27 protein-coding genes and 1 pseudogene are annotated in these 24,999 nt (G+C 63.8%); 9 read left to right on the top strand and 19 right to left on the bottom strand.

Annotation, left to right across the window (positions count from 1 at the left end; genetic code table 11):
* The 7 genes and pseudogenes from Q7U29_RS21475 to sdhC all read right to left on the bottom strand — a co-directional run.
* Positions 1–288, bottom strand: a pseudogene (locus tag Q7U29_RS21475) (OmpA family protein); the annotation flags it as partial.
* Between the two features lie 493 nt (positions 289–781).
* A complete protein-coding gene (locus Q7U29_RS21485) occupies positions 782–1,168 on the bottom strand; it encodes a VOC family protein (protein ID WP_304744578.1) in 387 nt (128 codons plus the stop codon).
* A gap of 26 nt (positions 1,169–1,194) precedes the next feature.
* Positions 1,195–2,022, bottom strand: coding sequence for an FkbM family methyltransferase (locus tag Q7U29_RS21490; RefSeq protein ID WP_304744580.1), 828 nt, complete (start codon positions 2,020–2,022; stop codon positions 1,195–1,197).
* 88 nt (positions 2,023–2,110) lie between these two features.
* On the bottom strand, positions 2,111–2,893 hold the full coding sequence (locus Q7U29_RS21495) for a succinate dehydrogenase iron-sulfur subunit (RefSeq protein WP_304744582.1): 783 nt from the start codon (positions 2,891–2,893) through the stop codon (positions 2,111–2,113).
* 23 nt (positions 2,894–2,916) lie between these two features.
* Positions 2,917–4,752 carry a succinate dehydrogenase flavoprotein subunit gene (gene sdhA / locus Q7U29_RS21500; RefSeq protein ID WP_304744584.1) on the bottom strand — a complete coding sequence of 612 codons (1,836 nt, stop codon included), beginning with the start codon at positions 4,750–4,752 and terminating at the stop codon, positions 2,917–2,919.
* Between the two features lie 3 nt (positions 4,753–4,755).
* Positions 4,756–5,130 (bottom strand): succinate dehydrogenase, hydrophobic membrane anchor protein, encoded by a 375-nt coding sequence (gene sdhD, locus Q7U29_RS21505; protein WP_370691808.1) that lies wholly within the window; start codon positions 5,128–5,130, stop codon positions 4,756–4,758.
* Positions 5,131–5,150: 20 nt separating this feature from the next.
* A complete protein-coding gene (gene sdhC, locus Q7U29_RS21510; RefSeq protein WP_304744588.1) occupies positions 5,151–5,549 on the bottom strand; it encodes a succinate dehydrogenase, cytochrome b556 subunit in 399 nt (132 codons plus the stop codon).
* Positions 5,550–5,807: 258 nt separating this feature from the next.
* Here sdhC and Q7U29_RS21515 point away from each other — a divergent pair, with 258 nt between their 5' ends.
* Entirely contained in the window at positions 5,808–6,662 is an 855-nt protein-coding gene (locus Q7U29_RS21515) for a sulfite exporter TauE/SafE family protein (protein ID WP_304744590.1), read from the top strand.
* A gap of 171 nt (positions 6,663–6,833) precedes the next feature.
* On the opposite strand, the gene Q7U29_RS21520 is transcribed toward Q7U29_RS21515, so the two are convergent.
* Positions 6,834–8,360, bottom strand: a complete 1,527-nt coding sequence (locus Q7U29_RS21520) for a malonyl-CoA synthase (protein ID WP_304744592.1) — start codon at positions 8,358–8,360, stop codon at positions 6,834–6,836.
* Between the two features lie 86 nt (positions 8,361–8,446).
* Between Q7U29_RS21520 and Q7U29_RS21525 the strand changes: the two genes are divergently transcribed.
* From Q7U29_RS21525 to Q7U29_RS21540, 4 genes are all read left to right on the top strand, one after another.
* On the top strand, positions 8,447–9,208 hold the full coding sequence (locus Q7U29_RS21525) for an SDR family oxidoreductase (protein WP_304744594.1): 762 nt from the start codon (positions 8,447–8,449) through the stop codon (positions 9,206–9,208).
* 321 nt (positions 9,209–9,529) lie between these two features.
* On the top strand, positions 9,530–10,117 hold the full coding sequence (locus Q7U29_RS21530) for a fasciclin domain-containing protein (RefSeq protein ID WP_304744596.1): 588 nt from the start codon (positions 9,530–9,532) through the stop codon (positions 10,115–10,117).
* Positions 10,118–10,311: 194 nt separating this feature from the next.
* Complete coding sequence (locus Q7U29_RS21535) at positions 10,312–10,944, top strand: cytochrome b/b6 domain-containing protein (protein WP_304744597.1); 633 nt, start codon at positions 10,312–10,314, stop codon at positions 10,942–10,944.
* Positions 10,945–10,968: 24 nt separating this feature from the next.
* Positions 10,969–11,754, top strand: coding sequence for a molybdopterin-dependent oxidoreductase (locus Q7U29_RS21540; protein WP_304744599.1), 786 nt, complete (start codon positions 10,969–10,971; stop codon positions 11,752–11,754).
* Between the two features lie 82 nt (positions 11,755–11,836).
* On the opposite strand, the gene Q7U29_RS21545 is transcribed toward Q7U29_RS21540, so the two are convergent.
* The 3 genes from Q7U29_RS21545 to Q7U29_RS21555 all read right to left on the bottom strand — a co-directional run bounded on the left by Q7U29_RS21545 (position 11,837) and on the right by Q7U29_RS21555 (position 14,989).
* Complete coding sequence (locus tag Q7U29_RS21545) at positions 11,837–12,724, bottom strand: shikimate dehydrogenase (protein WP_304744601.1); 888 nt, start codon at positions 12,722–12,724, stop codon at positions 11,837–11,839.
* A gap of 22 nt (positions 12,725–12,746) precedes the next feature.
* Entirely contained in the window at positions 12,747–13,934 is a 1,188-nt protein-coding gene (locus tag Q7U29_RS21550) for a YbfB/YjiJ family MFS transporter (protein WP_304744603.1), read from the bottom strand.
* A gap of 191 nt (positions 13,935–14,125) precedes the next feature.
* Positions 14,126–14,989 (bottom strand): DMT family transporter, encoded by an 864-nt coding sequence (locus tag Q7U29_RS21555; RefSeq protein ID WP_304744604.1) that lies wholly within the window; start codon positions 14,987–14,989, stop codon positions 14,126–14,128.
* A 231-nt stretch (positions 14,990–15,220) separates the two neighbouring features.
* Between Q7U29_RS21555 and leuB the strand changes: the two genes are divergently transcribed.
* On the top strand, positions 15,221–16,333 hold the full coding sequence (leuB, locus tag Q7U29_RS21560) for a 3-isopropylmalate dehydrogenase (protein ID WP_304744606.1): 1,113 nt from the start codon (positions 15,221–15,223) through the stop codon (positions 16,331–16,333).
* 226 nt (positions 16,334–16,559) lie between these two features.
* On the opposite strand, the gene Q7U29_RS21565 is transcribed toward leuB, so the two are convergent.
* Entirely contained in the window at positions 16,560–16,940 is a 381-nt protein-coding gene (locus Q7U29_RS21565; protein ID WP_304744608.1) for a hypothetical protein, read from the bottom strand.
* Positions 16,941–17,146: 206 nt separating this feature from the next.
* On the bottom strand, positions 17,147–17,941 hold the full coding sequence (locus Q7U29_RS21570; protein WP_304744610.1) for a hypothetical protein: 795 nt from the start codon (positions 17,939–17,941) through the stop codon (positions 17,147–17,149).
* A 114-nt stretch (positions 17,942–18,055) separates the two neighbouring features.
* On the opposite strand from Q7U29_RS21570, the gene Q7U29_RS21575 reads away from it, so the two are divergent.
* Both Q7U29_RS21575 and Q7U29_RS21580 read left to right on the top strand, forming a co-directional pair.
* Positions 18,056–19,090 carry an aspartate-semialdehyde dehydrogenase gene (locus tag Q7U29_RS21575; protein ID WP_304744612.1) on the top strand — a complete coding sequence of 345 codons (1,035 nt, stop codon included), beginning with the start codon at positions 18,056–18,058 and terminating at the stop codon, positions 19,088–19,090.
* Between the two features lie 34 nt (positions 19,091–19,124).
* Positions 19,125–20,231 (top strand): hypothetical protein, encoded by a 1,107-nt coding sequence (locus tag Q7U29_RS21580; protein WP_304744614.1) that lies wholly within the window; start codon positions 19,125–19,127, stop codon positions 20,229–20,231.
* A gap of 110 nt (positions 20,232–20,341) precedes the next feature.
* Here the strand turns inward: Q7U29_RS21580 and Q7U29_RS21585 are convergent, their stop codons facing one another.
* Positions 20,342–20,983: a carbonic anhydrase gene (locus tag Q7U29_RS21585; RefSeq protein WP_304744616.1), complete on the bottom strand. Its 642-nt coding sequence runs from the start codon at positions 20,981–20,983 to the stop codon at positions 20,342–20,344.
* 98 nt (positions 20,984–21,081) lie between these two features.
* On the opposite strand from Q7U29_RS21585, the gene Q7U29_RS21590 reads away from it, so the two are divergent.
* Positions 21,082–21,957 (top strand): CoA ester lyase, encoded by an 876-nt coding sequence (locus Q7U29_RS21590; RefSeq protein ID WP_304744618.1) that lies wholly within the window; start codon positions 21,082–21,084, stop codon positions 21,955–21,957.
* 139 nt (positions 21,958–22,096) lie between these two features.
* Here Q7U29_RS21590 and Q7U29_RS21595 read toward each other — a convergent pair whose 3' ends face one another.
* The 5 genes from Q7U29_RS21595 to Q7U29_RS21615 all read right to left on the bottom strand — a co-directional run bounded on the left by Q7U29_RS21595 (position 22,097) and on the right by Q7U29_RS21615 (position 24,992).
* On the bottom strand, positions 22,097–22,414 hold the full coding sequence (locus Q7U29_RS21595) for a cytochrome c (protein ID WP_304744620.1): 318 nt from the start codon (positions 22,412–22,414) through the stop codon (positions 22,097–22,099).
* 60 nt (positions 22,415–22,474) lie between these two features.
* Entirely contained in the window at positions 22,475–22,888 is a 414-nt protein-coding gene (locus Q7U29_RS21600) for a hypothetical protein (RefSeq protein ID WP_304744622.1), read from the bottom strand.
* Positions 22,889–22,986: 98 nt separating this feature from the next.
* Positions 22,987–23,778 (bottom strand): hypothetical protein, encoded by a 792-nt coding sequence (locus Q7U29_RS21605; RefSeq protein WP_304744624.1) that lies wholly within the window; start codon positions 23,776–23,778, stop codon positions 22,987–22,989.
* Between the two features lie 85 nt (positions 23,779–23,863).
* Positions 23,864–24,469 carry a 3-isopropylmalate dehydratase small subunit gene (leuD, locus tag Q7U29_RS21610; protein ID WP_304744626.1) on the bottom strand — a complete coding sequence of 202 codons (606 nt, stop codon included), beginning with the start codon at positions 24,467–24,469 and terminating at the stop codon, positions 23,864–23,866.
* Positions 24,470–24,593: 124 nt separating this feature from the next.
* The gene (locus tag Q7U29_RS21615) at positions 24,594–24,992 is read right to left on the bottom strand and encodes a metallopeptidase family protein (RefSeq protein WP_304744628.1); all 399 of its coding nucleotides are present in this window, start codon (positions 24,990–24,992) and stop codon (positions 24,594–24,596) included.
* Between the last annotated feature and the right edge of the window lie 7 nt (positions 24,993–24,999).

Here is a 24,999-nt window from a genome sequence, read left to right on the forward strand (position 1 = left end):
GGCGGGCGGCGCAGCGGCGGGCGGCGGCGCGGCGGGACGTGGAGCAGCAGCGGGCGGTGCCGGCTTCGGCTTGGGTTTTCCATCCGGACCAACATCCTTGTCCGCCTGCGCCACCACGATCGGGGCGGTTTGCGCGTACGATGAAGGTGCAGCGAATTGCATTGCCGTAAGCGCTGTCGTGGCGAGCAGCACGAGGCGTAGGTGTGTCATATGGTTTGAACCCCGGGGAATGGAAACAAGATGCGCAATCAACGAATAAGCGTTGGGCCGGATTGTGGCGGCCTGCAATGGCGAAGCTTCTTTTATTTCAACGCAACAAGCGCCTGAAGGCGCAATTATTCATTGCGCATTCAGACGCTGGTTGTGAACGCAACGGGAGTTACATCGTTCCCTGTGGCAAACCCGATATACCCGGATTGAGATTTGTCTGAGAGCCCGGCAAATCAGCCGTCGCGGGGTTAGGCGCGGTCGGACCCGGTGGTCCCCGCACCGGCAACTCCTCGGGCGTTTGTCCGGGCAACTCTTCGGGGCGCGCCGGTGCGCCGGGCTCGCGCATCGGCGGCGGCACATCGGGCTGCGGATTTCCCGGCGGGCTTTCCTGCGGCGGCTCGGTCGGTTGTCCGGGCTTGATCGGCGGATTCTCCAGCGGATCGATTCCCATTTACATCGCCACCCTGGCGCTGTCCGTGTCGTGGGCGCTATTGTCGTTGGCCATGTCGTAGCTCCCTGTGCTGGAGCGACAACGGCGGCGATCCCGCGATGTTCCGCCGAACTGGAACCGTCACTCAGGCGCGTGGCACACCGCTTCGATGTTGTGGCCATCGGGATCGAGCACGAAGGCGCCGTAATAATTGGGATGGTAGTGGGCGCGGATGCCGGGCGCGCCATTATCGCGACCGCCCGCCGCCATCGCCGCCTGGTAGAAGGCGTCGACCGTGGCGCGGTCTTTGGCTGATATCGCGACATGCAATGGCTTGTTCAATCCGCCTTCGCCGCCGATCCAGAAATCCGGTTTGCCGTTGGCGCCGAATCCGGCCGCGACCGTACCGTCGTTTTGCTCCTGCGTCACTTCCATCACGAGGCCGTAGCCGAGCGGCGCCAGCGCCTCGAGATAGAAAGCCCTGGCGCGCGGATAGTCGGAAACCGGAAAACCGATGTGGTCGATCATCAAAATCTCCTGCGGTTCGGGTGGCGCTATGGTTTCACCAACAGCGTGTTGCTGCGGGTCTTGCCGGTTTCGGCGTAGCCGCGCGCGCGCATGTCGGCAATGCAGTCCGCCAGCCATTCGTTGCGCGACAGATGCTCGATCACGACCGCGCGCGGCCACAGCGACGGCGGCGCCTCCGCGAAAAAGCCGGTCAGCACGCGGTCCTCAAAACCCTCGACGTCGATCTTCAGGGCGTCGACCCGCGACACGCCGGCCTGATCGAGGATGCGCTGCAGCCGCAGCGCCGGCACCTTGAAGGCATTGCCGGCGGGCCGGCCGGTCACGATGTGGCTGGCGCCGAGATTGTCGCCGTCGGTCTCGATCAGCAACTCGCCGTCCGCAGGTCCCGCGGCTGCGGCCACCAGCTTCACCTGGATGGCGCCGGATGCTTCGCAGTTGAATTTCAGCCGCGCATGCGTCACCGGATGCGGCTCGATCACAATCACCTTGCCATTGGGGCCAACGTGCCGCGCCAGCGCCAGCGCATAGGTGCCGACATTGGCGCCGACATCGACGAACACGCCGCCTGCGGGGGTGTGGGCGCGCAGAAAGTCCAGCTCTTCGAGATTGTAGTCGGGATTGAACAGCGCGCCGCGCTCGGTGGCGCTGGCCTGATGGTAGAACCGGAACGACGCGCCCTGATACGATACGTCGAGCGGGCCGGCGCGCAGCAAGTTAACCAGCCGCGACAGCATCGGGCGGAACGCGCCGCGCTTCAGCCGGGAGCGCTGCGCCAGCGAGATGATCGCGGCCTGCGCGGCATTCGGCGTGAACGCGCCGAACGGCGCGGGAACGGGGTCGTTGTCGGGTTTCAAACGGGTTTCCTCGAAGTCGGTGCAAACGGTGCATGCATAGCCGAGTTCGACTACGACTCCAACGACGACGGGTTTGACGCCGCCCGGTTCAGATCTGCCGCTCGACCAGCTTCAGCTTGAGCTCGGCGATCGCCTCGGCGGGATTGAGGCCCTTCGGACAGGCCTTGGCGCAGTTCATGATGGTGTGGCAGCGGTAGAGCCGGAACGGATCCTCGAGATTGTCGAGCCGTTCGCCGGTGGCTTCGTCGCGGCTGTCCTTGACCCATCGGTTCGCCTGCAGCAATGCGGCCGGGCCGAGATAGCGATCGCTGTTCCACCAGTAGCTCGGGCATGAGGTCGAGCAGCAGGCGCACAGAATGCATTCGTAGAGGCCGTCGAGCTTTTCGCGGTCCTCGTGGCTCTGCCGCCATTCCTTCTGCGGAGTCGGCGTGGTGGTCTTCAGCCAAGGCTCGATCGAGGCGTATTGCGCGTAGAAGTTCGTGAGATCCGGCACCAGGTCCTTGACCACGGGCTGGTGCGGCAGCGGATTGACCTTGACCGCGCCGTCCTTCACGTCGTGCATCGACTTGGTGCAGGCCAGCGTGTTCTGGCCGTCGATGTTCATGGCGCAGGAGCCGCAGACGCCTTCGCGGCAGGAGCGGCGGAAGGTCAGCGTCGGATCGATGTGGTTCTTGATCCAGATCAGGCCGTCGAGCACCATCGGGCCGCAATCATTGATGTCGATATGATAGGTGTCGATGCCGGGATTCTTGCCGTCGTCCGGATTCCAGCGATAGACCTTGAACTCGCGCGTCTCGGTCGCGCCCACAGGCTTCGGCCAGGTCTTGCCGCCGGTGATCTTCGAGTTTTTCGGAAGCGCGAATTCAACCATCTTTCAAGCCTTCGCTGTCGATATCAATACACCCGCGCCTTCGGCGGGATGTACTGCACGTCGTTCGTCATCGTGTAATCGTGCACCGGGCGATAATCGACTGACGTCTTGCCGCCATCGTCGATCCAGGCCAGCGTGTGCTTCATCCAGTTCTTGTCGTCGCGGTCCGGAAAATCCTCGCGCGCATGGGCGCCGCGGCTCTCGGTGCGGTTCACCGCCGAGTCCATCGTCACCACCGCCTGCACGATCAGATTATCGAATTCCAGCGTCTCGATCAGATCGGAATTCCAGGTCAGCGAACGGTCGGTCACCGAGATGTCGCTGATGCCGCCGTGCACCTTGTGAATCAGATTGTGCCCTTCGTTCAGCACCTCGCCGGTGCGGAACACCGCGCAATTGTTCTGCATCACGTGCTGCATGCTGTCGCGCAGCTTCGCCGTCAGCGTACCGCCGGAGGCATAGCGGTAACGATCGAGCCGGCCGAGCGCCTTGTCGGCGGAGTCCGCCGGCAAATCCGGCTGCTTGCCGTTCGGTGTCAGTTTTTCCGCGCAGCGCAGCGCCGCGGCGCGGCCGAACACCACGAGATCGATCAACGAGTTGGAGCCGAGACGGTTGGCGCCGTGCACCGAGACGCAGGCCGCTTCGCCGACAGCCATCAGGCCCGGCACCACGAAATTGTCGTCGCCGTTCTTCTTGGTCAGCGCTTCGCCGTGGAAGTTGGTGGGAATGCCGCCCATGTTGTAGTGCGCGGTCGGCACGATCGGGATCGGCTCGCGGGTGACGTCGACATTGGCGAAGATTTTCGCCGATTCGGAAATGCCCGGGAGGCGTTCCTGCAGCACCTTGGGATCGAGATGATCGAGGTGCAGGTAGATGTGATCCTTCTTCTTGCCGACGCCGCGGCCTTCGCGGATCTCGATGGTCATCGCGCGCGAGACCACGTCGCGCGACGCCAGATCCTTGGCGGACGGCGCATAGCGCTCCATGAAGCGCTCGCCCTCGGAATTGACGAGATAACCGCCCTCGCCGCGCGCGCCTTCGGTGACGAGGCAGCCGGCGCCGTAGATTCCGGTCGGGTGGAACTGGACGAACTCCATGTCCTGCAGCGGCAGTCCTGCGCGCAGCGCCATCGCGCTGCCGTCGCCGGTCTGGGTGTGAGCGCCGGTGCAGGAATGATAGATCCGCCCATAGCCGCCGGTGGCGAGGATGGTCGTCTGCGCGCGAAAGCGATGCAGCGTGCCGTCGTCGAGCTTGAGCGCGATCACGCCGCGGCAGGTGCCCTGGTCGTCCATGATCAGGTCGATGGCGAAGAACTCGATGTAGAATTCCGCGGCGTGGCGCAGCGCCTGGCCGTACATGGTGTGCAGCATGGCGTGACCGGTGCGGTCGGCGGCGGCGCAGGTGCGCTGGGCCTGGCCCTTGCCGTAGTCCAGCGTCATGCCGCCGAACGGCCGCTGATAGATCTTGCCGTCCTGGGTGCGCGAGAACGGCACGCCCCAGTGCTCGAGCTCGTAGACCGCCTCCGGCGCCTGGCGCACCATGTATTCGATCGAATCCTGATCGCCGAGCCAGTCCGATCCCTTGACGGTGTCGTACATGTGCCAGCGCCAGTCGTCCTTGTGCATGTTGCCGAGCGCTGCAGAAATGCCGCCCTGGGCGGCCACCGTGTGCGAACGGGTCGGAAATACCTTGGTGATGCAGGCGGTGCGCAGGCCGGCCTCGCCGCAGCCGACCACGGCGCGCAGACCGGCGCCGCCGGCGCCGACCACGACGACGTCGTAGGTGTGGTCTTCGATCGGATAGGCTTTTCCGTTGGTGGCGGGGCCGTTACCTTCAGCAGCCGAATCTCTGGAAGCCATGGGCTACACTCCCGATGACATTTTGAGGATCGCGTAAATGGAGGCGAGCGCCACCGCGATACAGAAGAAATTGTTGGCCATCACGCTGGCGAGCTTGATCTTTTCATTGTGCACGTAGTCTTCGATCACGACCTGCATGCCGATCTTCATGTGCCAGGCACTGGCGACGATGAAGAGCAGCATGATGATCGCGATGGGCAGCGAGCTGAAGATTTGCTTGGCGCCCGCCTGGTTGCTGCCGATCAGCATCAAGACCACCACGATGACGGGCACGATCAGCACGGTCATCGCGACAGCGGTAACGCGCTGCCGCCAGAAATCGGAAGTACCGGAATGCGAGGAGCCGAGGCTGCGGACGCGCGCCAGCGGCGTGCGCATCGAAGGAGATTTGGGCGCGTTCATCGTCCGCCTCCGATCGCATAGGCGGCGATCCAGACCAGCACGGTCAGCGAAACGCCGCCGATCAGCGCGCCCCAGGTCATGGCCTCACGCTCGCTGGCCTTGAAGCCGTAGCCGAGGTCCCAGACCAGATGCCGCAGGCCGGAGAGCAGATGATGCATCAGCGCCCACGTGTAGCCGAACACGATCAGCTTGCCGATGATGCTGCCGGTAAAGGCCTGCACGTTGGCGTAGGCGCCGGGGCCGGAGGCCGCCGCAATCAGCCACCACGCCAGCAGCAGGGTACCGAAATACAGCGCCACGCCGGTGGCGCGATGCACGATGGACAGCGCCATCGTCAGGGTCCAGCGGTAGGTCTGCAAATGGGGCGAAAGCGGTCGTTCGATCCTGGCGGTCATCGGCGGCTTTGATGGGTTGGCGGGCTGCAAGAGCCCTTTGTGGATCGCGATAGACAAATTCTATTTACGAACTCGAAACAATCAGCGCAACGACGAAAATCGGCAATTGCGAACCGCGATTCACATCTATGGATGTGCCCTGCAATCGTGGCCGTTGACAAGGTCGGCGGCTGCTGGTGGCTGGTATACCTGAAGCACGATTCATGAACGCGCCAAGTCTGGAACTGCAAGGCTGGCCGCGAGACGAAGGAACCAGAGATGGCAATCGGCGGGCTTGGTGTCGCGGAGCTTGCCGAACTGGCGCTCCTGCTGGTGGCGGTGGGGGCGCTGTCGGGCTTCCTCGCCGGCCTGTTCGGGATCGGCGGCGGCGCTATCCTGGTCCCGGTATTCTACGAATGCTTCCGGCTGGCCGGCGTCCCGCTCGAGGTGCGGATGCCGCTGTGCATCGGGACATCGCTCGCCATCATCATTCCAACCTCGATCCGCGCCTGGCGTGCCCACCATGTCCGGGGCACGGTGGATCTGGAGATCCTGCGGGCGTGGTGGCTGCCGGTGCTGTCAGGCGTGATCGCCGGCAGCGTGACCGCACGCTACGCACCGGAGCGGCTGTTCAAGATCGTGTTCGTGATGGTGGCATGGTCGGCCGCGACCCGGCTGCTGCTGGCGCGCGAGGGCTGGAAGCTCGGCGACGACCTGCCGAAGGGGCCGCTGATGAAGCTCTACGGCTTCGTCGTCGGTCTGCTCTCCACGCTGATGGGAGTCGGCGGCGGATTGTTCTCCAATCTGCTGCTGACGTTTTATGGCCGGCCGCTGCTGCAGGCGGTCGCGACCTCCTCGGCGCTGGCGGTGCTGATCTCGATTCCCGGTGCGCTCGGATACGTCTATGCCGGCTGGCCGGCCGCAATGCGCTATCCCGAGGTCGCAGCCCTTCAGCTGCCGTTCGCGCTCGGCTACGTCTCGCTGATCGGCGCCGTGCTTGTGATGCCGACCAGCCTCCTGACCGCGCCGCTCGGCGTCCGGGCCGCGCATGCGGTGTCGAAGCGCACGCTGGAGGTGGCGTTCGGGTGTTATCTGTTCATCGTCGGCGGAAGGTTCGTGATCAGTTTGCTGTGAAGCACTCGAGGCGGGGACGACGCCACATAGACGCCAACTTCCTCAACCCGTCGTTCCTGCGAACGCAGGAACCCATACAGCGCGATTTATCGTTCGAGAATGCTGTTGGACGACCCCTTGTCACCACAGATGACCGGGATTATGGGCCTGCGTCCGCAGGGGCGACGACAATCACTTCGCGTAAATCTTCGCGTAGGTGTCCCGCAGAATATTCTTCTGCACCTTGCCCATGGCATTGCGGGGCAATTCCTCGACCACGATCACCCGCTTCGGCATCTTGAACTTTGCCAGCCGGCCGTCGAGCGCCTTCAGCACCGAGGCCTCGTCGATCGCAGCGCCCTTGTCGCAGACCAGCACGGCGGTGACGCCTTCGCCAAAATCGGCGTGCGGCACGCCGATCACGGCGGATTCGATCACGCCCGGCATGGCGTCGATCTCGCTCTCGATTTCCTTCGGGTAGACGTTGAAGCCGCCTGAAATCACCAGGTCCTTGCCGCGGCCGAGGATGTGCACATAGCCCTTGGCGTCGATCTTGCCGAGATCGCCGGTGATGAAAAACCCGTCGTCGCGAAACTCCGCCTTGGTCTTCTCCGGCATCCGCCAGTAGCCCTTGAACACGTTGGGGCCATTGACCTCGATCATCCCGATGGTTTCCGGTTCGAGCGGCTTGCCGGTTTCGGGATCGGTGACGCGCACGGACACGCCGGGCAGCGCATGGCCGACCGCCCCGGGCACGCGATCGCCGTCATAGGGGTTTGAGGTATTCATGTTGGTCTCGGTCATGCCGTAGCGCTCCAGCACGGCGTGGCCGGTGCGCGCAGCCCATTCGCGGTGGGTGTCTGCGAGCAATGGCGCCGAGCCCGACACGAACAGCCGCATATGCCTGGTCGACTCCCTGGTCAGCGCGGGACTCTGCAGCAGCCGCGTGTAAAACGTCGGCACGCCCATCATCACCGTGGCGCGCGCCATCAGCTTGATGATGAGTTCCGGATCGAATTTCGGCAAGAAGATCATCGCGGCGCGCGCGAACAGCGTGACGTTGCTGGCCACGAACAGGCCGTGGGTGTGATAGATCGGCAGCGCGTGGATCAGCACATCCTTGTCGGTGAAGCGCCAGTAATCGACCAGTGAGAGCGAATTCGACGCCAGATTGTCGTGCGTCAGCATCGCGCCCTTGGAGCGCCCCGTGGTGCCTGAAGTGTAGAGGATCGCGGCGAGATCGTCATCGGCGCGCTCGACAGTTTCGAATTCCGCCTTCACGGAGGCTGCGGCTTGCGTCAGGGATCCCTGGCCATCGGCGCCCAGCGTCTCGACCCTGGCGCCGACTTTTGCCGCGATCGCGCCGATGCCTTCCGCCTTGGAGGGATCGCACACCACCAGCGACGGCTCGGCGTCGCCGATGAAGTATTCCAGTTCGTTCAGCGTATAGGCGGTGTTGAGCGGCAGATAGACCGCGCCGGCGCGAACCGTCGCGAGATAGAGCACCAGGGCCGCCACCGATTTTTCGGTTTGTGCTGCAACGCGGTCGCCTGATTTGACGCCGCGGGACACCAGCACATTCGCCATCTGCCCGGCGCGGGCCATGAGATCGCCATAGCTGATGTGTTGCCCGTCGACCGTCTCGATTGCGAGGCGTGAGGGATCGTCGAGGTCGTCGAACAGGCGGGAAAACAGGTTGGCGTTGGCGGTGGTGTTCATGCAACATTCCCTGAGGGGCGATGGCCGGTCAGTCTGAGCGCTGCATTAGCAAAAACGCCCTTCAAAAAGCAACGGAGACAGTTTGCATGTCAAATAACGGGAAACGCGTGGCCTGGGTGACCGGCGGCGGCAGCGGGATCGGCGAGTCCGGGGCGGAGTTTCTGGCGGCGGATGGCTGGACTGTGGTGGTTTCCGGCCGCCGAACGCAAGAGCTCGACCGCGTCGTGGCGAACATCACGAGAAAAGGCGGCAAGGCCGAGGCCATCGCGCTGGATGTCAGCAACAAGGATGACGTCACCAGGGCCGCGGACCAGATCCTCGCCAAACACGGCCGCATCGATTTGCTGGTCAACAGCGCCGGCATCAACGTGCCGAAGCGCAGCTGGGCCGACATGGAACTGGAGGGCTGGGACAAACTGGTCGAGATCAATCTCAACGGCGTGCTGTACTGCATGCGCGCGGTGTTGCCGGCGATGCGCAAGCAGCAGGACGGCTGCATCATCAACGTGGCGTCGTGGGCCGGCCGTCACGTCTCGAAAATGCCGGGACCGGCCTACACCACCACAAAACATGCGGTGCTGGCTCTGACCCATTCCTTCAACATGGATGAATGCGTCAACGGCCTGCGGGCCTGCTGCCTGTCGCCCGGCGAGGTCGCCACCCCGATCCTGAAGCTGCGGCCGGTGGTGCCGAGCGAGGCCGAGCAGGCGAAGATGCTGCAGCCCGAGGATTGCGGCCGCACCATCGCCTTCGTCGCCTCGATGCCGCCGCGGGTCTGCATCAACGAAATCCTGATCAGCCCGACGCATAATCGGGGATTCATTCAGACGCCGAACAACCGGGATTAGAGCAATTCTCCCACGTCGTCCCTGCGAACGCAGGCACCCATACCCCCCGGCGTCATTTTTCCGAAAGGCGACAGCCAAGCTGCCTTATCGTTAAATCGCGCGGTATGGGTCCCTGCGTTCGCAGGGACGACGTAAAGCCCCCCCACGGATGGGGCCGAAAATAGTTTCAGACATCACGATAAATTATTCTCCGAAACCCGCCCGAAACCCTCCCGTAACTCGGCCCAACGGCGACGCAGTCTGACCAACCGGGCAAGCGTCGTTGTTGCCCCTTCAACGCCGGCGAACCGCCGGTCACCTCAATCATCGGGAGACGTTTCCATGTCCAAGCGTATTGCACTTTTCTCCGCCGCCGCCTTCGGCGCCCTGGCTCTGACCGCCGTTGTCATCGCGCCCGCCAGCGCTGAAGACAAGAAGATGATGAAGAGCGAAATGTCCGGCGAGAAGACCGTGATGGTCGGTGGCGCCGCGATGTTCCCCTCGAAGAACATCGTCGAGAACGCCGTCAACTCCAAGGATCACACCACGCTGGTGGCCGCGGTGAAGGCCGCCGGTCTGGTCGACACCCTGCAGAGCAAGGGCCCGTTCACCGTGGTCGCGCCGACCAATGCGGCGTTCGGCAAGCTGCCGGCCGGCACCGTCGATACCCTGGTGAAGCCCGAAAACAAGGCGACCCTCACCAAGATCCTGACCTATCACGTGATAGCCGGGAAGATGGATGCTGCCAGCCTGACCGACGGCAAGAAGCTCAAGACCGTCGAAGGCGAAGAGCTGTCGGTCAAGCTCAAGGACGGCAAGGTCTGGATCGTCGACGCCAAGGGCGGCGCCTCGATGGTGACGATCTCGAACGTCAATCAGTCGAACGGCGTGATCCACGTGGTCGACACCGTTCTGATGCCGGCGTCGTAACGGTCCGCGCCTGACCTGCCCCGGACAGGATGCGCGACGGAAGAGCGAGCCGGGGCAACCCGGCTCGCTTTTTTGTGACCGCCATAGGCTCCAGGCATCAATCTGATAGCGCCTTGGCAGTAACGAACCGCCTGTAACCGGCGTATAAGCCTGTATCGGCCTCTCCTTAAGCTTGGAACAGCCAGGGAATCACCATGTCCAGCCTCGCCGTCAACGAACAGCCCGCTGCCGCCGCCACATCGACGAAGGTCGTCCAGCCAGCCTGGGTCCGCACCGTGCACTGGATCAACGCGGTGGCGATGGTGCTGATGATCATGTCGGGCTGGCAGATCTACAATGCCTCGCCGCTGTTCGACTTCACGTTCTCGAAGTCGATTACGCTGGGCGGCTGGCTCGGCGGCGCACTGCTCTGGCATTTCGCCGCGATGTGGCTGCTGATGGTCAACGGCCTCGTCTATCTTGCCCTTGGCCTTGCCACCGGCCGCTTCCGCAAGAAGCTGCTGCCGATCACGCCGGAGGGCGTGATTGCCGACACCAGGGCAGCCCTGACCGGCAAGCTCTCGCATGCCGACCTGACGAAATACAATTATGTCCAGAAGCTGCTCTATGCCGGGATCATCGCGGTCGGCATCCTCGTCGTGCTGTCGGGCCTGGCGATCTGGAAGCCGGTGCAGCTGCAATATCTGACGGCGCTGTTCGGCGGTTATGATGTCGCGCGCTACGTCCACTTCTTCTGCATGGCGGCAATCGTCGCATTTCTGGTGGTGCATGTCGCGCTGGCGCTGCTGGTGCCGAAAAGCCTGCGCGCCATGATCATCGGGCGTTGAGATCAGGTATTAGGGAGAAACATCATGGGCCGCCTTCGCTCGCTTCTGATCCCCGGCGTCGACAAGCAATTGCTGGTCAGGGACGCCACAAGGGTGATGCCCGATCTGGCGCGGCGGCGTTTCATCGCCGGCGGCGCCAGCCTCGGCGCGCTGACGCTGTTGACCGGCTGCGACGTGACCGACAGTTTTTCGGCCGAAGAGATGCTGAAGCAGATTTCGAAATTCAATGACGGCGTGCAGGCCGCCATCTTCAATCCCAACGCGCTGGCGCCGACCTTCCCGGAAAGCGCCATTACAAAGCCGTTCCCGTTCAACGCCTATTACGCGCTGAACGACGCCCCCACCATCGACGGCAAGGAATGGAAGCTCGAGGTCCGCGGCCTCGTCGACAACAAGAGATCCTGGACACTGGAGGAGCTCTACAAGCTGCCGCAGGTCAAGCAGGTGACGCGCCATATCTGCGTCGAGGGCTGGAGCGCGATCGGAAGCTGGACCGGCACGCCGCTGCGCGATTTCCTCAAAATAATCGGTGCCGACAGCCGCGCCAAATATTGCTGGTTCCAGTGCGCCGATGCGGAAGGCTACAACTCGCCGCTCGACATGGCCACCGCGCTGCATCCGCAGACCCAGATGACCTTCAAGTTCGGCGACGAGATTTTGCCGCGCGCCTATGGCTTCCCGATGAAGATCCGGGTGCCCACAAAACTCGGCTTCAAGAATCCGAAATACGTGATCTCGATGGAAGTCACCAACGACTACAAGGGCGGCTTCTGGGAAGATCAGGGATACAATTCATTCAGCGGGAGCTGACCAGAGAACGCGCGCGGTCTCTTCTCCCCTCCCCACCACGCGCAAGGGCGCGTGGGAGGAGGGGAGAAGAATCGCGAAGCGCCTACTCTCCGTTTCTCGCGCCGTATCGTTTCGCCATCACGCCGTCGAATGCCATGCCGAGTTCCGCGATCGACGGCGCATACCCCGTGAACAGATCGAACGCATCGGCGGCTTGATGGATCGCCAGTTCGCGTCCGGTCATCACGCGGGCGCCTTTGGCTTTGGCCGCGGTCAGCAGCGGCGTCCAGAGCGGTGAATACACGGCATCCGCGACCCACAGCCCGGCATGCAAGAGGGCTTCGGGCACCGGCGTGTCAACACTGGGCAACATCCCGACCGGAGAAGCGTTGACCACGCCGACTACTCCGCGCAGCGCCTCCTCGACACTTTCGGCAATGCGCGCCGTTATCTGACCATCGAGCCGGGTTGTCAGCGCCGCGGCCTTCTCATGGTCGCTGTCGAAAATCCGCAATTCGCTGACGCCGAGCCCGGCCAGCGCAAAGGCAATCGCCTTGCCGACACCGCCGGCGCCGATCACGGCGACGGCGCCATGCGGGGAAGATGTCACAAGTTCGGTAACAGCTCGCGCGAAACCGGTCGCATCGGTGTTGTGGCCGATCAGCCTGTTATCGCGGACGACGACGGTATTGACGGCGCCGATCAGCGCAGCCCGCGGCGACAACTCGTCGAGCAGATCGAGCACCGCCTCCTTGTAGGGAAAGGTGACGTTGATGCCCGCAAAACCCAGCCGCCTGACGCCCTCGAGCAGCGTCCTGAGCTCTTCGCGCCCGGCATTGGCGACCTCGATCAGCTGATAGTGACAATGCAGGTCCAGCGCCGCCGCCGCCCGCTCATGCATGTCAGGCGAAGCCGACTGCGCGATCGGCGCGCCGAGCAGGCCGGTGAGAAAGCGGTTTGTCGAATGCGGGGCGGGCGGTGCGGAGTTCATGAGAGCACCTTAGCCTGCTCCATTATTTGCGCGCCAGCCTGGGCTGAAACGCCGCCGCCACCGCGCCGATGGCCAGCATTGCCGCCGAGACGTTGAGCGCATAGGACAGGCTGCCCATGGCGTCGGTCACCGCGCCGACCGCGATCGGCCCGAGGGTCTGGCCGATGCCGAAGGCGATGGTCATCGCCGCGATCGCGGTCGGCCAGGCCGCCGGCGGATAGTTGAGGCGCACGAAAGCGGTGGTCGATCCCACCACGGCAAAGAACGCGACGCCGAACACCAGCGCCGATATCGCCAGCAGCAGCGGCGAATGCCCGAAGATCGGCAAGGCCGCGCCGATCGCGTTGACGCCGAGAATGATGGTGGTCGAGAGCCCGCCGCGGTCGAGCGCCAGCACGCGGCGCCATACCCATGGCGTTGCGAAGGCGCTGAGCCCGATCAGGCTCCAGAACGCGCTCTGCGCCGCCGCGCCGCCACCGGCGTCGCGCACATAGGCGATCATGAAGGTCATGTAGGCGATGTAGCCGGCGCCGAACAGGAAGTAGCCGGCGAGATAGATCAGCACCGGCCGGACCGCGAAGGGGGCACCCGCCGCATCGGCGACGCCGGCGGTCGTGCTGATCGGCGCCAGCAGCAGCGGAACGGTCATGGCGGTCGCGAGCAATGTCATCGCCCACCACACGATCCACCACGATCCCGGCCCGAACGCCTGCAGCACGAACGGCGCCACCAGTCCGGATGCCAGGATGCCGATTCCGGGACCGGCGTAGAACAGGCTGAGCAGGAAGTTGGCCCGCAGGGGCTGCGATTGCGCGATGGTCGCCGCCAGGGCACCGCCGCCGACGAATCCGGCCGCGGCGCCAAGGCCGGCCAATAGCCGGGCAAAGCTCAAGACGACGAAGTTGCCGGAGACGGCGCACAGCGCCAGCGAGACCACGCAGGCCAGCGTTCCCCAGCGCACCGAAGCGGCCAGTCCAAAGCGCCGGATCAGGCGCGAGGCCAGCAGCGCACCGACCAGATAGCCGGCCGCATTGATGGTGTTCATGAAACCCGCGGCCGAATACGACCAGACCAGCGCGTCGCGCATGTCCGGCAGCACCAGCGAATAGGCAAAACGGCCGATGCCGAGACCGACGGTGGGCGCCAGCGACAAAATGAGGATCAGCCGCGCGGGATGCGCAGGCGTCGATGGGCGGTCGGGGGCGTGCAAGGGGTTACTCCGGCTCGGAGGCATTCTGGCAGGCCAGGCGGTACTTGCACAGGCGCGCCGCGGGCAATGGTGACTTGCCAATCTCGCAATGCCGCTCGCGGAAGAGCACCCATGCCGGCGGTCCCCCGTATCTGTGCATGGGGTTGTTTTCGATATTTTGGTTGGGAGGCGAGCGCCGCGTCGCGCGCGCCTTATCCGATCAGCACCAATGCGACGCCCGCCACCGTCAGCGCGGTTCCGGCGAGGATCCGGGCCGTGATCAGCACCTGACGCAGCATGACGGCGCTCAGCAGCACGGTCACCAGCGGATAGACCGCCACCAGTGGCGCGACCAGCGTAACCGGCCCGTGGCGCACGGCGGCAAACAGCGTCAGCGCGCTCAGGCCATTGAGAATCCCTGTGACGGCAAACCACAGCCGGCCAGCCCATGGCGCTGCGACCACGAAACTCCCCCGGCGGACGCGCTGAACGGTGAGCACGACCAGCGACGACATGACGTAGCCGATCAGGCAGGCCCACAGCGGGCTGGGCCAGACCTCGAGCCCGAGTTTTGCAATTGGCGGGATGACGCCGCGCAGCACCGCGCCGCCGAGCGGCAGCAGCAGCGCCCAGGTCCGCCAGCTGCCGAAGTCGCGCGGGCGCGTCACGGTGATGATCACAGCACCGCTCACCGCGAGCACCAGGCCTGCGAACTGCAGGCCCCGCAGCGGTTCCTGCAGCAGCACAATTGCCAGCGCCACCGCGAACAGCGGTGCGAGATTGCCCAGCGTCGAGGTGACCGCGGGCCCCAGCGCGCGGTTGGACGCAAAGGTCATGAGGGTCAGCAGCGCCGGGAAAACCAGCCCGATAGCAGCGAAAATCGGCACCCCGCGCCAGACCACGGGCTCGCCGGCCAGCAGCAGCGGCGACAGCAGCAGGAACAGCAGCGTGAAGGCGGGAACGCTGATCGCGGCACCCGAGATCGGCTCGACGCTGCGCAACCCGAACTGCGTCGTCACCACGCCCGCGCCGAGACAGGCCGCCGACGCGAAGGCAAACAGGATGGCTAGGGTCATGAGGTCCGTCTTGGAGGTCCGTCTTGGGGCGGGCTTGCTCGCGAGGCGAAGTGTCGCTGAAGCGGGCCGCCTTGCCAATCCGCCCCGAGCGCATTAGCACTCCCGCGCGGTTATCACAGTCTTCGTCATGCCCGGCCTTGTGCCGGGCATCCACGTCTTTCTTGTCTGGCTGAACAAGACGTGGATGGCCGGCACAAGGCCGGCCATGACGAGTTGGATGAGGAACGACAAATGGCGACCCATAAACTGCTGCTTCTCCCCGGCGACGGCATTGGCCCCGAAGTGATGGCCGAGGTGAAGCGCCTGATCGACTGGCTCAATGCGCAGGGCATCGCGCACTTTTCGACCGAGCAGGGATTGGTCGGCGGCTCGGCCTACGACGCCAGCCAGCAGAGCATTACCGACGCCACGATGGCGATGGCGATGGCCGCCGATGCCGTGATTTTCGGCGCGGTCGGCGGTCCGAAGTGGGACAGCGTGCCCTATGACGCGCGGCCCGAGGCCGGGTTGTTGCGGCTGCGCAAGGATCTCGCGCTGTTCGCCAATCTGCGCCCGGCGGTGTGCTATCCGGCGCTGGCGGACGCCTCCAGCCTGAAGCGCGAGGTGGTCGAGGGCCTCGACATCATGATCGTGCGCGAGCTCACCGGCGGGGTCTATTTCGGCGAGCCCAAAACCATCACCGATCTCGGCAACGGCCAGAAGCGCGCCATCGATACGCAGGTGTACGACACCTACGAGATCGAGCGCATCGCCCGCGTCGCGTTCGATCTGGCGCGAAAACGCCGCAACAAGCTGACCTCGATGGAAAAGCGCAACGTCATGAAGTCGGGCGTGCTCTGGAACGAAGTGGTCACCCAGGTGCATGCGCGCGAATACAAGGACGTGCAGCTCGAGCATCAACTGGCCGATTCCGGCGGCATGAACCTGGTCAAATGGCCGAAGCAGTTCGACGTCATCGTCACCGACAACCTGTTCGGCGACATGCTCAGCGATATCGCGGCGATGCTGACGGGCTCGCTCGGCATGCTGCCCTCGGCCTCGCTCGGCGAGATCGACGTCAAGACCAAAAAGCGCCGCTCGCTGTTCGAGCCGGTGCACGGCTCGGCGCCTGACATCGCCGGCACCGGCGCCGCCAATCCGATCGCGATGATCGCTTCATTCGGAATGGCGCTGCGCTATTCGTTCGACATGGGCGAACTGGCCGACAAGCTCGATGCCGCCATCGCCGCGGTGCTGGCAAAAGGCCTGCGCACCGCCGACATCAAGTCGGAGGGCACCATTGCGGTGAATACGACTGAGATGGGTGAAGCGATCCTGAAAGAGTTGCAGGCGCTGCACGCGTAGGCGCAACTGCATCAACGTCGCGTTCTTCCCCCTCTCCCGCTTGCGGGGGAGGGCCGGGGTGGGGGTGCTGCGGCAAATGCGATGTCGAGGCGGCCTCGCGGATGAGAGAGCCCCCTCCCTAACCCTCCCCCGCAAGCGGGAGAGGGGACCGACTGTCAGCCGCCGAACCACCGAGACTCGCTTCAGGCGGCGACACGCGCGTCGTTGCGACGAAGACGTTGATGTATCAATACAGCGGGAAGCGCTGCGGATAGCCGCCCATGTCCGACGGCGGATTCAGCGGGTGGCGGTCGATCGGGCGGTTCAGGTTCTCGCGGGCGAACGAGGGATAGCCGAGCGCCGGCGGGAAGGCGTAATCTTGGAACTTGCGGTCGCCGGGCAGCACTTCGGTGCCGGCGTCGAGCCAGGAGCGCGTGGTAACGTAGACGCGCGTGCGCGGGCCCTGCTGGTAGGAACGGTTCGGACCCTGCGCGCCGTAATAGGGACGGCCGTTGCGGTCGTATCTGGTCTGGGCATCAGCCGAAGGGACGTCAAAGCTGATTGCGATAACGGCGGCTGCGGCAAGCAACGCCGCGAGCTTGGTCGCGGCAGGGAATTTCAGGGTCATCAGGTCCTCACGGGCGGCCGGACCGCCATATCCGATTTGCAGCCATCTTAGCCGCACCGGGTATATCGTCGCTAGGTCAATTGGGCCACACCAGATCACAATAATGCCGGGGCGAGCTAAAAAGTTTCATAAAAACCAACGCCTTGGGTCTTTCTGCTCCCCTCCTCCCACGCGCCTCTTGCGCGTGGCGGGGAGGGGGGAAGAAACTAGAGCCGGCCGCGCAGAACGGGATTTTGCGCGGCGGTCACCCAATCGGCCGATACGGCTGACGTGGCGCTTGCGCAGCTGCCGCGCCTGAGCTCGGCGCGGGCGAACAATTCAGCCAGTTTCGGGTCGTTTCCGGCGGTCAGCAGCATCAGCCGGTTCAGCATGCAGGAGATCGCGGCGCGCCGCGCCGGCAGGGCCTCCCCCTGGCAGGACCAGCCGGAGATCTGCAGGCCGGGTTCGTCGACCCTCCTGACGAAGCCAAGGCAGGAACGCGCGCCGTCGGCGAGGCGGAGCAGCGTCACATGGCCGAATTTGCTGTCGATGACACCGGCGGCCTCGAGATCGGACGGGTCCTGAGCTCCCATGCGCACGGCCAGGTCGGCCGTGACGGGCCCCGACTGGTCCAGCTCTGCACCGAAACGATAGATCTCGAGCTCGGCTGCCGGCCATACCCCGGCGGGCCCCCAGCGGAAGACATCCTTGCGGCCGCCCCCGGGATGCCGGAGAATCTCGTAAGACTCTGTTTTATCGGACGAATCGGTCTGGCTGACGGCAAACGCCGGGTGCGAGCGCGCGGCCACGTTCCAGCCCGCCTGCGCCGATGGTACGGCGTCGGCGATCTCGGGCAACCGGTCCCACAGATGGACACCGACGATGACAAGCAGCGCCAGCGTCCCCACATAGGCCATCAGACGCGCCAGCATGCCGCAACATTCATCGGCAAAGCTGGTCAGCGCCGGATGTATCCTGTTCGGGTAATATGAGTTGGCAGCGGAAGCCAAAAACGATCGCATCAAACGCCCGGGCAAATCCTAAATTTGTCTTGAGGGCGTTTCTCGCATAGAAGCGCTGCCTTCTCCCTTTCCGCCGCGGGCGGCGGGTGAGCATTTTTCGTCGGAGAGTGAACGATGGGTTACAAAGTCGCGCTGGTCGGAGCGACCGGCAATGTCGGGCGGGAAATGCTCAACATTCTGGACGAACGCAAATTCCCCGCCGACGAGGTGGTGGCGCTGGCCTCGCGCCGCAGCATGGGCGTCGAAGTGTCCTATGGCGACCGCACCCTGAAGTGCAAGGCGCTGGAGCATTTCGATTTCTCTGACGTCGATATCTGCCTGATGTCGGCGGGCGGTGCGGTGTCGAAGGAATGGTCGCCGAAGATCGGCGCCGCCGGTGCCGTCGTGATCGACAATTCCTCGGCGTGGCGGATGGATCCGGACGTGCCGCTGATCGTGCCCGAGGTCAACGCGGATGCGGTGGCGGGCTTCACCAAAAAGAACATCATCGCCAACCCGAACTGCTCGACGGCGCAGCTCGTGGTCGCGCTGAAGCCGCTGCACGATCGCGCCGTCATCAAGCGCGTCGTGGTCTCGACCTATCAATCGGTGTCGGGCGCCGGCAAGGACGCCATGGACGAGCTGTTTTCGCAGACCAAGGCCGTCTACACCAACAGCGAACTGGTCAACAAGAAATTCCCCAAGCGTATCGCCTTCAACGTGATCCCCGAGATCGACGTGTTCATGGAGGACGGCTACACCAAGGAAGAGTGGAAGATGATGATGGAGACCAAGAAGATTCTTGATCCCAAAATCAAGCTGACCGCCACTTGCGTGCGGGTGCCGGTGTTCGTCGGCCATTCCGAAGCCGTCACCATCGAATTCGAGAATCCGATCTCGGCCGACGAGGCGCGCGACATCCTGCGCAACGCGCCGGGCTGCCTCGTGATCGACAAGCATGAACCCGGCGGCTACGTCACGCCCTATGAAGCCGCCGGCGAGGACGCCACCTATATCAGCCGCATCCGCACCGATCCCACGGTGGAGAACGGCCTGGTGCTGTGGTGCGTGTCGGATAATCTGCGCAAGGGCGCGGCGCTGAACGCGGTCCAGATCGCCGAATGCCTGATCAACCGCAAGCTGATCAGCGCGAAGAAGAAGGCGGCGTAACAGGCGCATGCTGGTGGCTTGCCGGCCGGGCTGGATGATTGCGCCGGTTATTGGCGGCGCAATTCTGTTTGGTGGGCTCGCGATGGCGGAAAGACTGACCGACGCGCAAGTGCAGGCGAATCTTGATCGATTTTATCCATTGATCGAACAGGGCGTCGATCCGCCGGGCCACTGGCGGGCTTACGAAGACGGTCGCCCCGGGCAAAAATGGACGGGCGAGTCTCGCTGGAGTAACCGGCACGGTGAAGCCATTGTCCGGTGGGGCTATGGAAAGCCGGAATATATCACGAAGGCGAGCCTGGCAGATGGAATGCGAGTCAATGCCAATAGGGCAGGTGACGGTTGGCGCTATCGAGTCTCCGACAGTCCTCGCCGCTGGGTGCATGGCACGATAGATATTCGGCCAGACCATGTACTATTCACGCCCGGCCAACAGCCAAAATACAATGCACCTGCCCGTGGCGGCTATCCCAATCTCTACGTGGATTTGGCGAACGACAATGTGCTTCGCGAACGCTTGCTCGATGAGGACTTTGCGGACGCGGTGTACGCCTATTTGAAGAACGAGGAATTCTTCAAGGAGGGCGGCGAGCGAATTTGGTTGAACGGGATGTCTGGAACGGCAGGGTTTGTCGCTAACTTGCGTGGCCAAGGCGATATATACACCGATTACTATCCCCATGGAGGCCGCGCGCCGCTTGGCGATCGAGCCTATGCCGCGCGGCGAACGCTCGGTGAGCCTGAACCGACGCCGGAAGAGGCTGCCTTGGAGGCGGCGATCATCGCTCGTTTTACGGAAATCAAAGCAATCCTGGCTGGACTGGGCTGGCGCTTGGCGACGAAAGAGGACAGAAATTTCGCTGCGGTGGCCACGCGACGCGATCTCGCCTCTTGGGAAGCGCGACCGGGAGGCGCGGTCCCGGATTGGGTTGCAAAGATCCAGGCACCTCGCCCGCCTCCTCCTGGAGCAATCCGGCTTTTGAGTGTACATCCCAATCAGATGACAGAAGCCGAACGCGCGCGTGAAAACGAAATTGCGACTCAAGCACTGCCGAAGCGACTGTATTCGCTTGCTACAAGCGGACGCATCTCAGAAATCGAATACCGCGAGATGGTCGGCAGGATTTCCCAGATTCCTTGACAATCAAGCTTCGATTATCATTTGTTCATCACAGCGGACCAAGACAGAATTCGAAGGTAGCAGCGCTGGCTTACCCTCCTCTGGAGGGACTGGCGAGGCGTCGAGCAAGTTCACGTCGCCGCGTTGACGCTGCGAAATTCCTTCGCTTCCTGATCGAGCAGGAACAGCGAGCCCTCGGCGACGCCGAAATAGGCGCCGTGCAGGTTCAGCCCGCCGCGTTCGACCAGCGTGCGCACGAACGGAAACGTCATCAGGTTCTCCAGGCTGCGATGGATCGCGGCCTTTTCGATCCGGATGGTGAAGTCCTGCCTCGATTCCCGGTCCCGTTGCTCGACCACTTCGCCCGGCTTGACGAACATCGCCATCCACCGGCCGATGAAATCGCCGGGTGAGAGGGGCTCGATGTCGTCGATGAAGGCCCGGATGCCGCCGCATTGGGCATGGCCGAGCACGACGATGTGCTGGATGCGCAGCACGTTGACCGCGTATTCCAGCGCCGCCGAGACGCCGTGGGCGCCGCCGTCGGGCTGATAGACCGGCACCAGATTGGCGACGTTGCGCACCACGAACAATTCGCCGGGACCGGCATCGAAGATCACTTCGGGCGATACCCGGGAATCGCAGCAGCCGATCACCATCACCGCGGGCGACTGGCCGCGCTCGGACAGTTCGCGGTAGCGCGCCTGTTCGGTGGGCAGCCGTTGCGAGGTGAAGTTCCGGTAGCCTTCAAGCAGATGTTTCGGGAATGACATGCGAGTTGCTAACCATATGGCGCAGGCCGGAACAAGCCTTTCGGAGCCCTTGCCGAAATGTTATCGCGGGAAATTCGAAAGTTGAAGGGGAACCCGCCATGATCCGTCCGCGCCGCAGCCTGCTGTTCATGCCGGGATCGAATGCGCGGGCGCTGGAAAAGGCCCGCAATCTCCATGCCGACGGCCTCATCCTCGATCTCGAGGATTCGGTGGCGCCCGACGCCAAGGCGGTGGCGCGTGACCAGATCGCCGCCGCCGTCGCCGCCAAAGGGTTCGGCAAGCGCGAGGTGCTGATCCGCGTCAATGCGCTGGATTCGCCGTGGTGGATCGATGACGTCGCGATGGCCGGCAAGGCGCGGCCGGACGGCATTCTGGTGCCGAAGATTTCCAGCGTCGAGGATCTCAACACCATCGCGGATCGGCTCAGCGATATCAACGCCGACATGTCGATCCGTGTCTGGGCCATGATCGAGACGTCGCGCGCGGTTCTGCATGCCGAGCAGCTCGCCGCCGCCGCGCGCGAGGTGCGGCTCGCCGGCTTCGTGTTCGGGCCGAACGATATTTCGCGCGAGACGCGGATCCGGATGCTGCCGGGCCGCGCGGCGATGATCCCGATGATCACGCATTGCATCCTCGCCAGCCGTGCCCACGGCCTCGAAATTCTCGACGGACCCTACAGCGATTTCAGCAATGTTGACGGTTTCGGCCAGGAATGCGCGCAGGGCCGCGATCTCGGCTTCGACGGCAAGACGCTGATTCACCCCGGCCAGATCGAGGCCTGCAACGCGATTTTCACGCCGCCGGCGGAGGAAGTCGCCCACGCCCGCAAGATCATCGCCGCGTTCGAGCGGCCGGAGAATGCCGGACGCGGCGCGATTTCGCTCGACGGCCAGATGGTGGAGCGGCTGCATGCCGACATGGCCAGGCGCACGATCGCCATCGCCGACGCGATCGCGGCGATGGGACAGCCGTAGCCTGGTGCTGCGGCGAGGAAATGGGACTTATGGGGGGCACCCGTCATGCCCGGGCCTGTCCCGGGCATCCACGTCTTGGCTTTAGTTAAGCAATGAAGACGTGGATGGCCGGGACAAGCCCGGCCATGACGATGAACCTCTAATTCCGCTTCAGGCTCAGAATGTAATTCACCAGGCTGTCGCTCTCATCTGGCTTGAGGATGAGATTCGGCATGGTGGGATGGCTGGTCTGAAGGAACACCTTGAGCGAAAGCGCCGTGGTCGAACGCCTGTCGGCGATCGCGGTGAAATCCGGCGGGCCGCTGCTGGCCCCGGCGGTCGCCGCCTCGATCGAGTGGCAATCCTTGCACCAGGCGGCGGCCAGGCGATATCCCGTCGCGCTGTCGGAGGACGCGCCGCCGGCATTGTGCAGCCGGATGAAAAACAGCGCCGCCAGCGCGATTGCGGCGGCCAGCATAATGCGTATCCAGACCGTGCGCGTCATCTTCATCAATCCACTGGCCTGCGGCGCCAGCCCTTACTGCTTCACCGGATGATCCAGGCTGTCGATGGTGGGCGCGTTGAGGCAATATCCCTCATAATGCTCGGCCGAGGTGCCGTCGGCGAGATCCCGGTCGCATTGGCGCTTGCTGGCGCACATGGCGCAGACACGTTCCATATCGCGCAGCACCATGGGCTCGGTCCGCGCCAGATCGGCTTCGTCGATGCCGAGAACCTTGAGCAGCTTGGGCAGTTCGTCCGCGGCGTGCGGACCCTGCCGGATCAGCTCATCGAGTGCGTTGGGCGACACCCTCAAATCGTTGGCAATCTTGTCGAACTGGGTCGTGTCCATCTGGCGAATCTCGCTGAGGTCCTGCCGATGCCTCAGCCAGTCGGCAAAGGTATTGATCAGCGCTTCGACGCGAGGAAACGGGTGCTCTTGGGCCGTCATGGATGCCTCCGCTAGGTAGCAGGATTTGATCCATATGAGCGCAACCTTGGGAAGGGTCGTTGCGGTAGATCAAGCTCGCCGGCGGCACCGAAGGCCAGCTAAGGCCGGCCGAACCGCTCCGTCGCCCATGCATAGAGGCTGCCGGGCACTGGCGGCTGGTTGCCGCGACCTTTCGGTGAAATGTGCAGCCCCATGATGTCGGGATCGCCGATCAGGGATACAAAATCGGAGGGATCGAAGAAGCGCGTCGGTTCGGCGTGAACGGCGTAAAACGACTTCTTCGGCAAGGCGCAGCCGAGTTCGCCGTTACGCGTGGCCAGTGCGGTCAGCGCCGCCGGCCCAAAGATCGCGACGCGAATATCGGCGAGCCGGTTCGATTTGCCGCGCAGCTTGCGCAAGCTGAAGACGATGCGATGCCGCAGCGCCAGCCAGTCCGGCGTCAGTTCGTCCTGCCGCATCAGCGCTTCGAATGCCACCACGATGGGATCGTCCGGCGGCAGATAGAGCACCGAGTTGCCGAGCTGGCGCGGGCGTTCCCAGGCGAAGAAGGGCTTTGCGGGATCGATTTCGACCGGCTTGAGCAGCAGCACGTCGGCGTCGAGCCACAGCCCGGCGCGCTCCGCCATCAGCCGCATACGGAAGAAGTCCGAGAATTGCAGCGTGGTCCAGTCGCGCCAGCTTCCGTCCGGTTGCGGCGGGCGAAGCTTTTCGGAGAAGGCGTGCGGCAGGATGGCTTCGGCCTCGGCATTACCGACGCCGTCGGGCAAGCCCGCCAGCGGATCGAAACTGTAGACGGTGACGTTATGGCCGGCCGCGACCTGCGAGCGGAGGCAGGTCTGGCGCAGGCGGTCGAGCGGGCCATGCCAGAAGGTGACGACGTCAGGTCGCATGCGTCACCTTCACTGGGGCCGAAAGCGTTTTCGAGCGAAGTGGGAACCGGTTCGCGTGAAGAAAACGCGTCTTAACAAGGGAAGATCAGGCCCAGGCGCGCGCGGTCTTGGCCTTTTCCTCGTAGGCGTCGATCGAGGCCTTCTTCTCCATGGTGAGACCGATATCGTCGAGGCCGTTCATCAGGCAGTGCTTGCGGAACGGATCGATCTCGAACTTCACCGTGCCGCCGTCGGGGCCGCGGATCTCCTGGGAGGCGAGATCGATCGACAGCGTCGCGTTGGCGCCGCGCTCGGCATCGTCGAACAGCTTGTCGAGGTCGTCCTGGGTGACGCGGATCGGCAGGATGCCGTTCTTGTAGCAGTTGTTGTAGAAGATTTGGCCGATCGAGGTCGAGATCACGCAGCGGATGCCGAAATCCAACAGCGCCCACGGCGCGTGCTCGCGGCTCGAGCCGCAGCCGAAATTGTCGCCCGCGACCAGGATCCTGGCGTGGCGATAGGCAGGCTTGTTGAGGATGAAATCCGGGTTCTCGCTGCCGTCGTCCTTGTAGCGCTGTTCCGAGAAAAGCCCGGTGCCGAGGCCGGTGCGCTTGATGGTCTTCAGGTACTGCTTCGGGATGATCATGTCGGTATCGACATTGATGATCTTTAAGGGCGCCGCGACGCCTTCCAGCGTGGTGAACTTGTCCATGACCTGATCTTCATCCGTGCGAGTGAATTGCCTGCAATGTAGCAGCCAAAAGCTGCAAATGTGCAAATTGGCGAGGGCCTTTTACCCCGACGCGGGCCCTGATTGAAGTCCGAATTATGCATTGCTATCCGGTTTGCGCCTCGATCGCCTCCATATCGGCGTCCGACAGGCCAAAATGGTGGCCGATCTCGTGAATCAGCACGTGGCGGACGATATGGCCCAGCGTTTCCTCGTGTTCGGCCCAGTAGTCCAGGATCGGCCGGCGGTAGAGCCAGACCATGTTGGGCAGCCGGGCGATGTCGTTATTGCTGCGGAACGGGAGGCCTACGCCCTGAAACAGGCCGAGCAGGTCGAACTCGCTCTCCGCCTGCATTTCCTCCAGCACCTCATCGGTCGGGAAATCGTCGACGCGCAGGATCACGCCCTCGCACAGGGTGCGGAATCCCTTGGGCAGGCGCTCGAAAATCTCGTGCGCCATGGCCTCCATCTCGGCCAGCGACGGCGCTTTTGTCGATTTCCACATGGGCTCT

The organism is Bradyrhizobium sp., assembly GCF_030654605.1.
GTDB lineage: Bacteria > Pseudomonadota > Alphaproteobacteria > Rhizobiales > Xanthobacteraceae > Bradyrhizobium.

What these genes read in the sequence shown, in the direction of transcription:
- Q7U29_RS21485 (WP_304744578.1), bottom strand. Translation starts at nt 1,168, where the DNA reads ATGATCGACCACATCGGTTTTCCGGTTTCCGACTATCCGCGCGCCAGG.
- Q7U29_RS21495 (WP_304744582.1), bottom strand. Translation starts at nt 2,893, where the DNA reads ATGGTTGAATTCGCGCTTCCGAAAAACTCGAAGATCACCGGCGGCAAG.
- sdhA (WP_304744584.1), bottom strand. Translation starts at nt 4,752, where the DNA reads ATGGCTTCCAGAGATTCGGCTGCTGAAGGTAACGGCCCCGCCACCAAC.
- sdhD (WP_370691808.1), bottom strand. Translation starts at nt 5,130, where the DNA reads ATGCGCACGCCGCTGGCGCGCGTCCGCAGCCTCGGCTCCTCGCATTCC.
- sdhC (WP_304744588.1), bottom strand. Translation starts at nt 5,549, where the DNA reads ATGACCGCCAGGATCGAACGACCGCTTTCGCCCCATTTGCAGACCTAC.
- Q7U29_RS21515 (WP_304744590.1), top strand. Translation starts at nt 5,808, where the DNA reads ATGGCAATCGGCGGGCTTGGTGTCGCGGAGCTTGCCGAACTGGCGCTC.
- Q7U29_RS21520 (WP_304744592.1), bottom strand. Translation starts at nt 8,360, where the DNA reads ATGAACACCACCGCCAACGCCAACCTGTTTTCCCGCCTGTTCGACGAC.
- Q7U29_RS21525 (WP_304744594.1), top strand. Translation starts at nt 8,447, where the DNA reads ATGTCAAATAACGGGAAACGCGTGGCCTGGGTGACCGGCGGCGGCAGC.
- Q7U29_RS21530 (WP_304744596.1), top strand. Translation starts at nt 9,530, where the DNA reads ATGTCCAAGCGTATTGCACTTTTCTCCGCCGCCGCCTTCGGCGCCCTG.
- Q7U29_RS21535 (WP_304744597.1), top strand. Translation starts at nt 10,312, where the DNA reads ATGTCCAGCCTCGCCGTCAACGAACAGCCCGCTGCCGCCGCCACATCG.
- Q7U29_RS21540 (WP_304744599.1), top strand. Translation starts at nt 10,969, where the DNA reads ATGGGCCGCCTTCGCTCGCTTCTGATCCCCGGCGTCGACAAGCAATTG.
- Q7U29_RS21545 (WP_304744601.1), bottom strand. Translation starts at nt 12,724, where the DNA reads ATGAACTCCGCACCGCCCGCCCCGCATTCGACAAACCGCTTTCTCACC.
- Q7U29_RS21555 (WP_304744604.1), bottom strand. Translation starts at nt 14,989, where the DNA reads ATGACCCTAGCCATCCTGTTTGCCTTCGCGTCGGCGGCCTGTCTCGGC.
- leuB (WP_304744606.1), top strand. Translation starts at nt 15,221, where the DNA reads ATGGCGACCCATAAACTGCTGCTTCTCCCCGGCGACGGCATTGGCCCC.
- Q7U29_RS21565 (WP_304744608.1), bottom strand. Translation starts at nt 16,940, where the DNA reads ATGACCCTGAAATTCCCTGCCGCGACCAAGCTCGCGGCGTTGCTTGCC.
- Q7U29_RS21570 (WP_304744610.1), bottom strand. Translation starts at nt 17,941, where the DNA reads ATGCGATCGTTTTTGGCTTCCGCTGCCAACTCATATTACCCGAACAGG.
- Q7U29_RS21575 (WP_304744612.1), top strand. Translation starts at nt 18,056, where the DNA reads ATGGGTTACAAAGTCGCGCTGGTCGGAGCGACCGGCAATGTCGGGCGG.
- Q7U29_RS21580 (WP_304744614.1), top strand. Translation starts at nt 19,125, where the DNA reads ATGATTGCGCCGGTTATTGGCGGCGCAATTCTGTTTGGTGGGCTCGCG.
- Q7U29_RS21585 (WP_304744616.1), bottom strand. Translation starts at nt 20,983, where the DNA reads ATGTCATTCCCGAAACATCTGCTTGAAGGCTACCGGAACTTCACCTCG.
- Q7U29_RS21590 (WP_304744618.1), top strand. Translation starts at nt 21,082, where the DNA reads ATGATCCGTCCGCGCCGCAGCCTGCTGTTCATGCCGGGATCGAATGCG.
- Q7U29_RS21595 (WP_304744620.1), bottom strand. Translation starts at nt 22,414, where the DNA reads ATGCTGGCCGCCGCAATCGCGCTGGCGGCGCTGTTTTTCATCCGGCTG.
- Q7U29_RS21600 (WP_304744622.1), bottom strand. Translation starts at nt 22,888, where the DNA reads ATGACGGCCCAAGAGCACCCGTTTCCTCGCGTCGAAGCGCTGATCAAT.
- Q7U29_RS21605 (WP_304744624.1), bottom strand. Translation starts at nt 23,778, where the DNA reads ATGCGACCTGACGTCGTCACCTTCTGGCATGGCCCGCTCGACCGCCTG.
- leuD (WP_304744626.1), bottom strand. Translation starts at nt 24,469, where the DNA reads ATGGACAAGTTCACCACGCTGGAAGGCGTCGCGGCGCCCTTAAAGATC.
- Q7U29_RS21615 (WP_304744628.1), bottom strand. Translation starts at nt 24,992, where the DNA reads ATGTGGAAATCGACAAAAGCGCCGTCGCTGGCCGAGATGGAGGCCATG.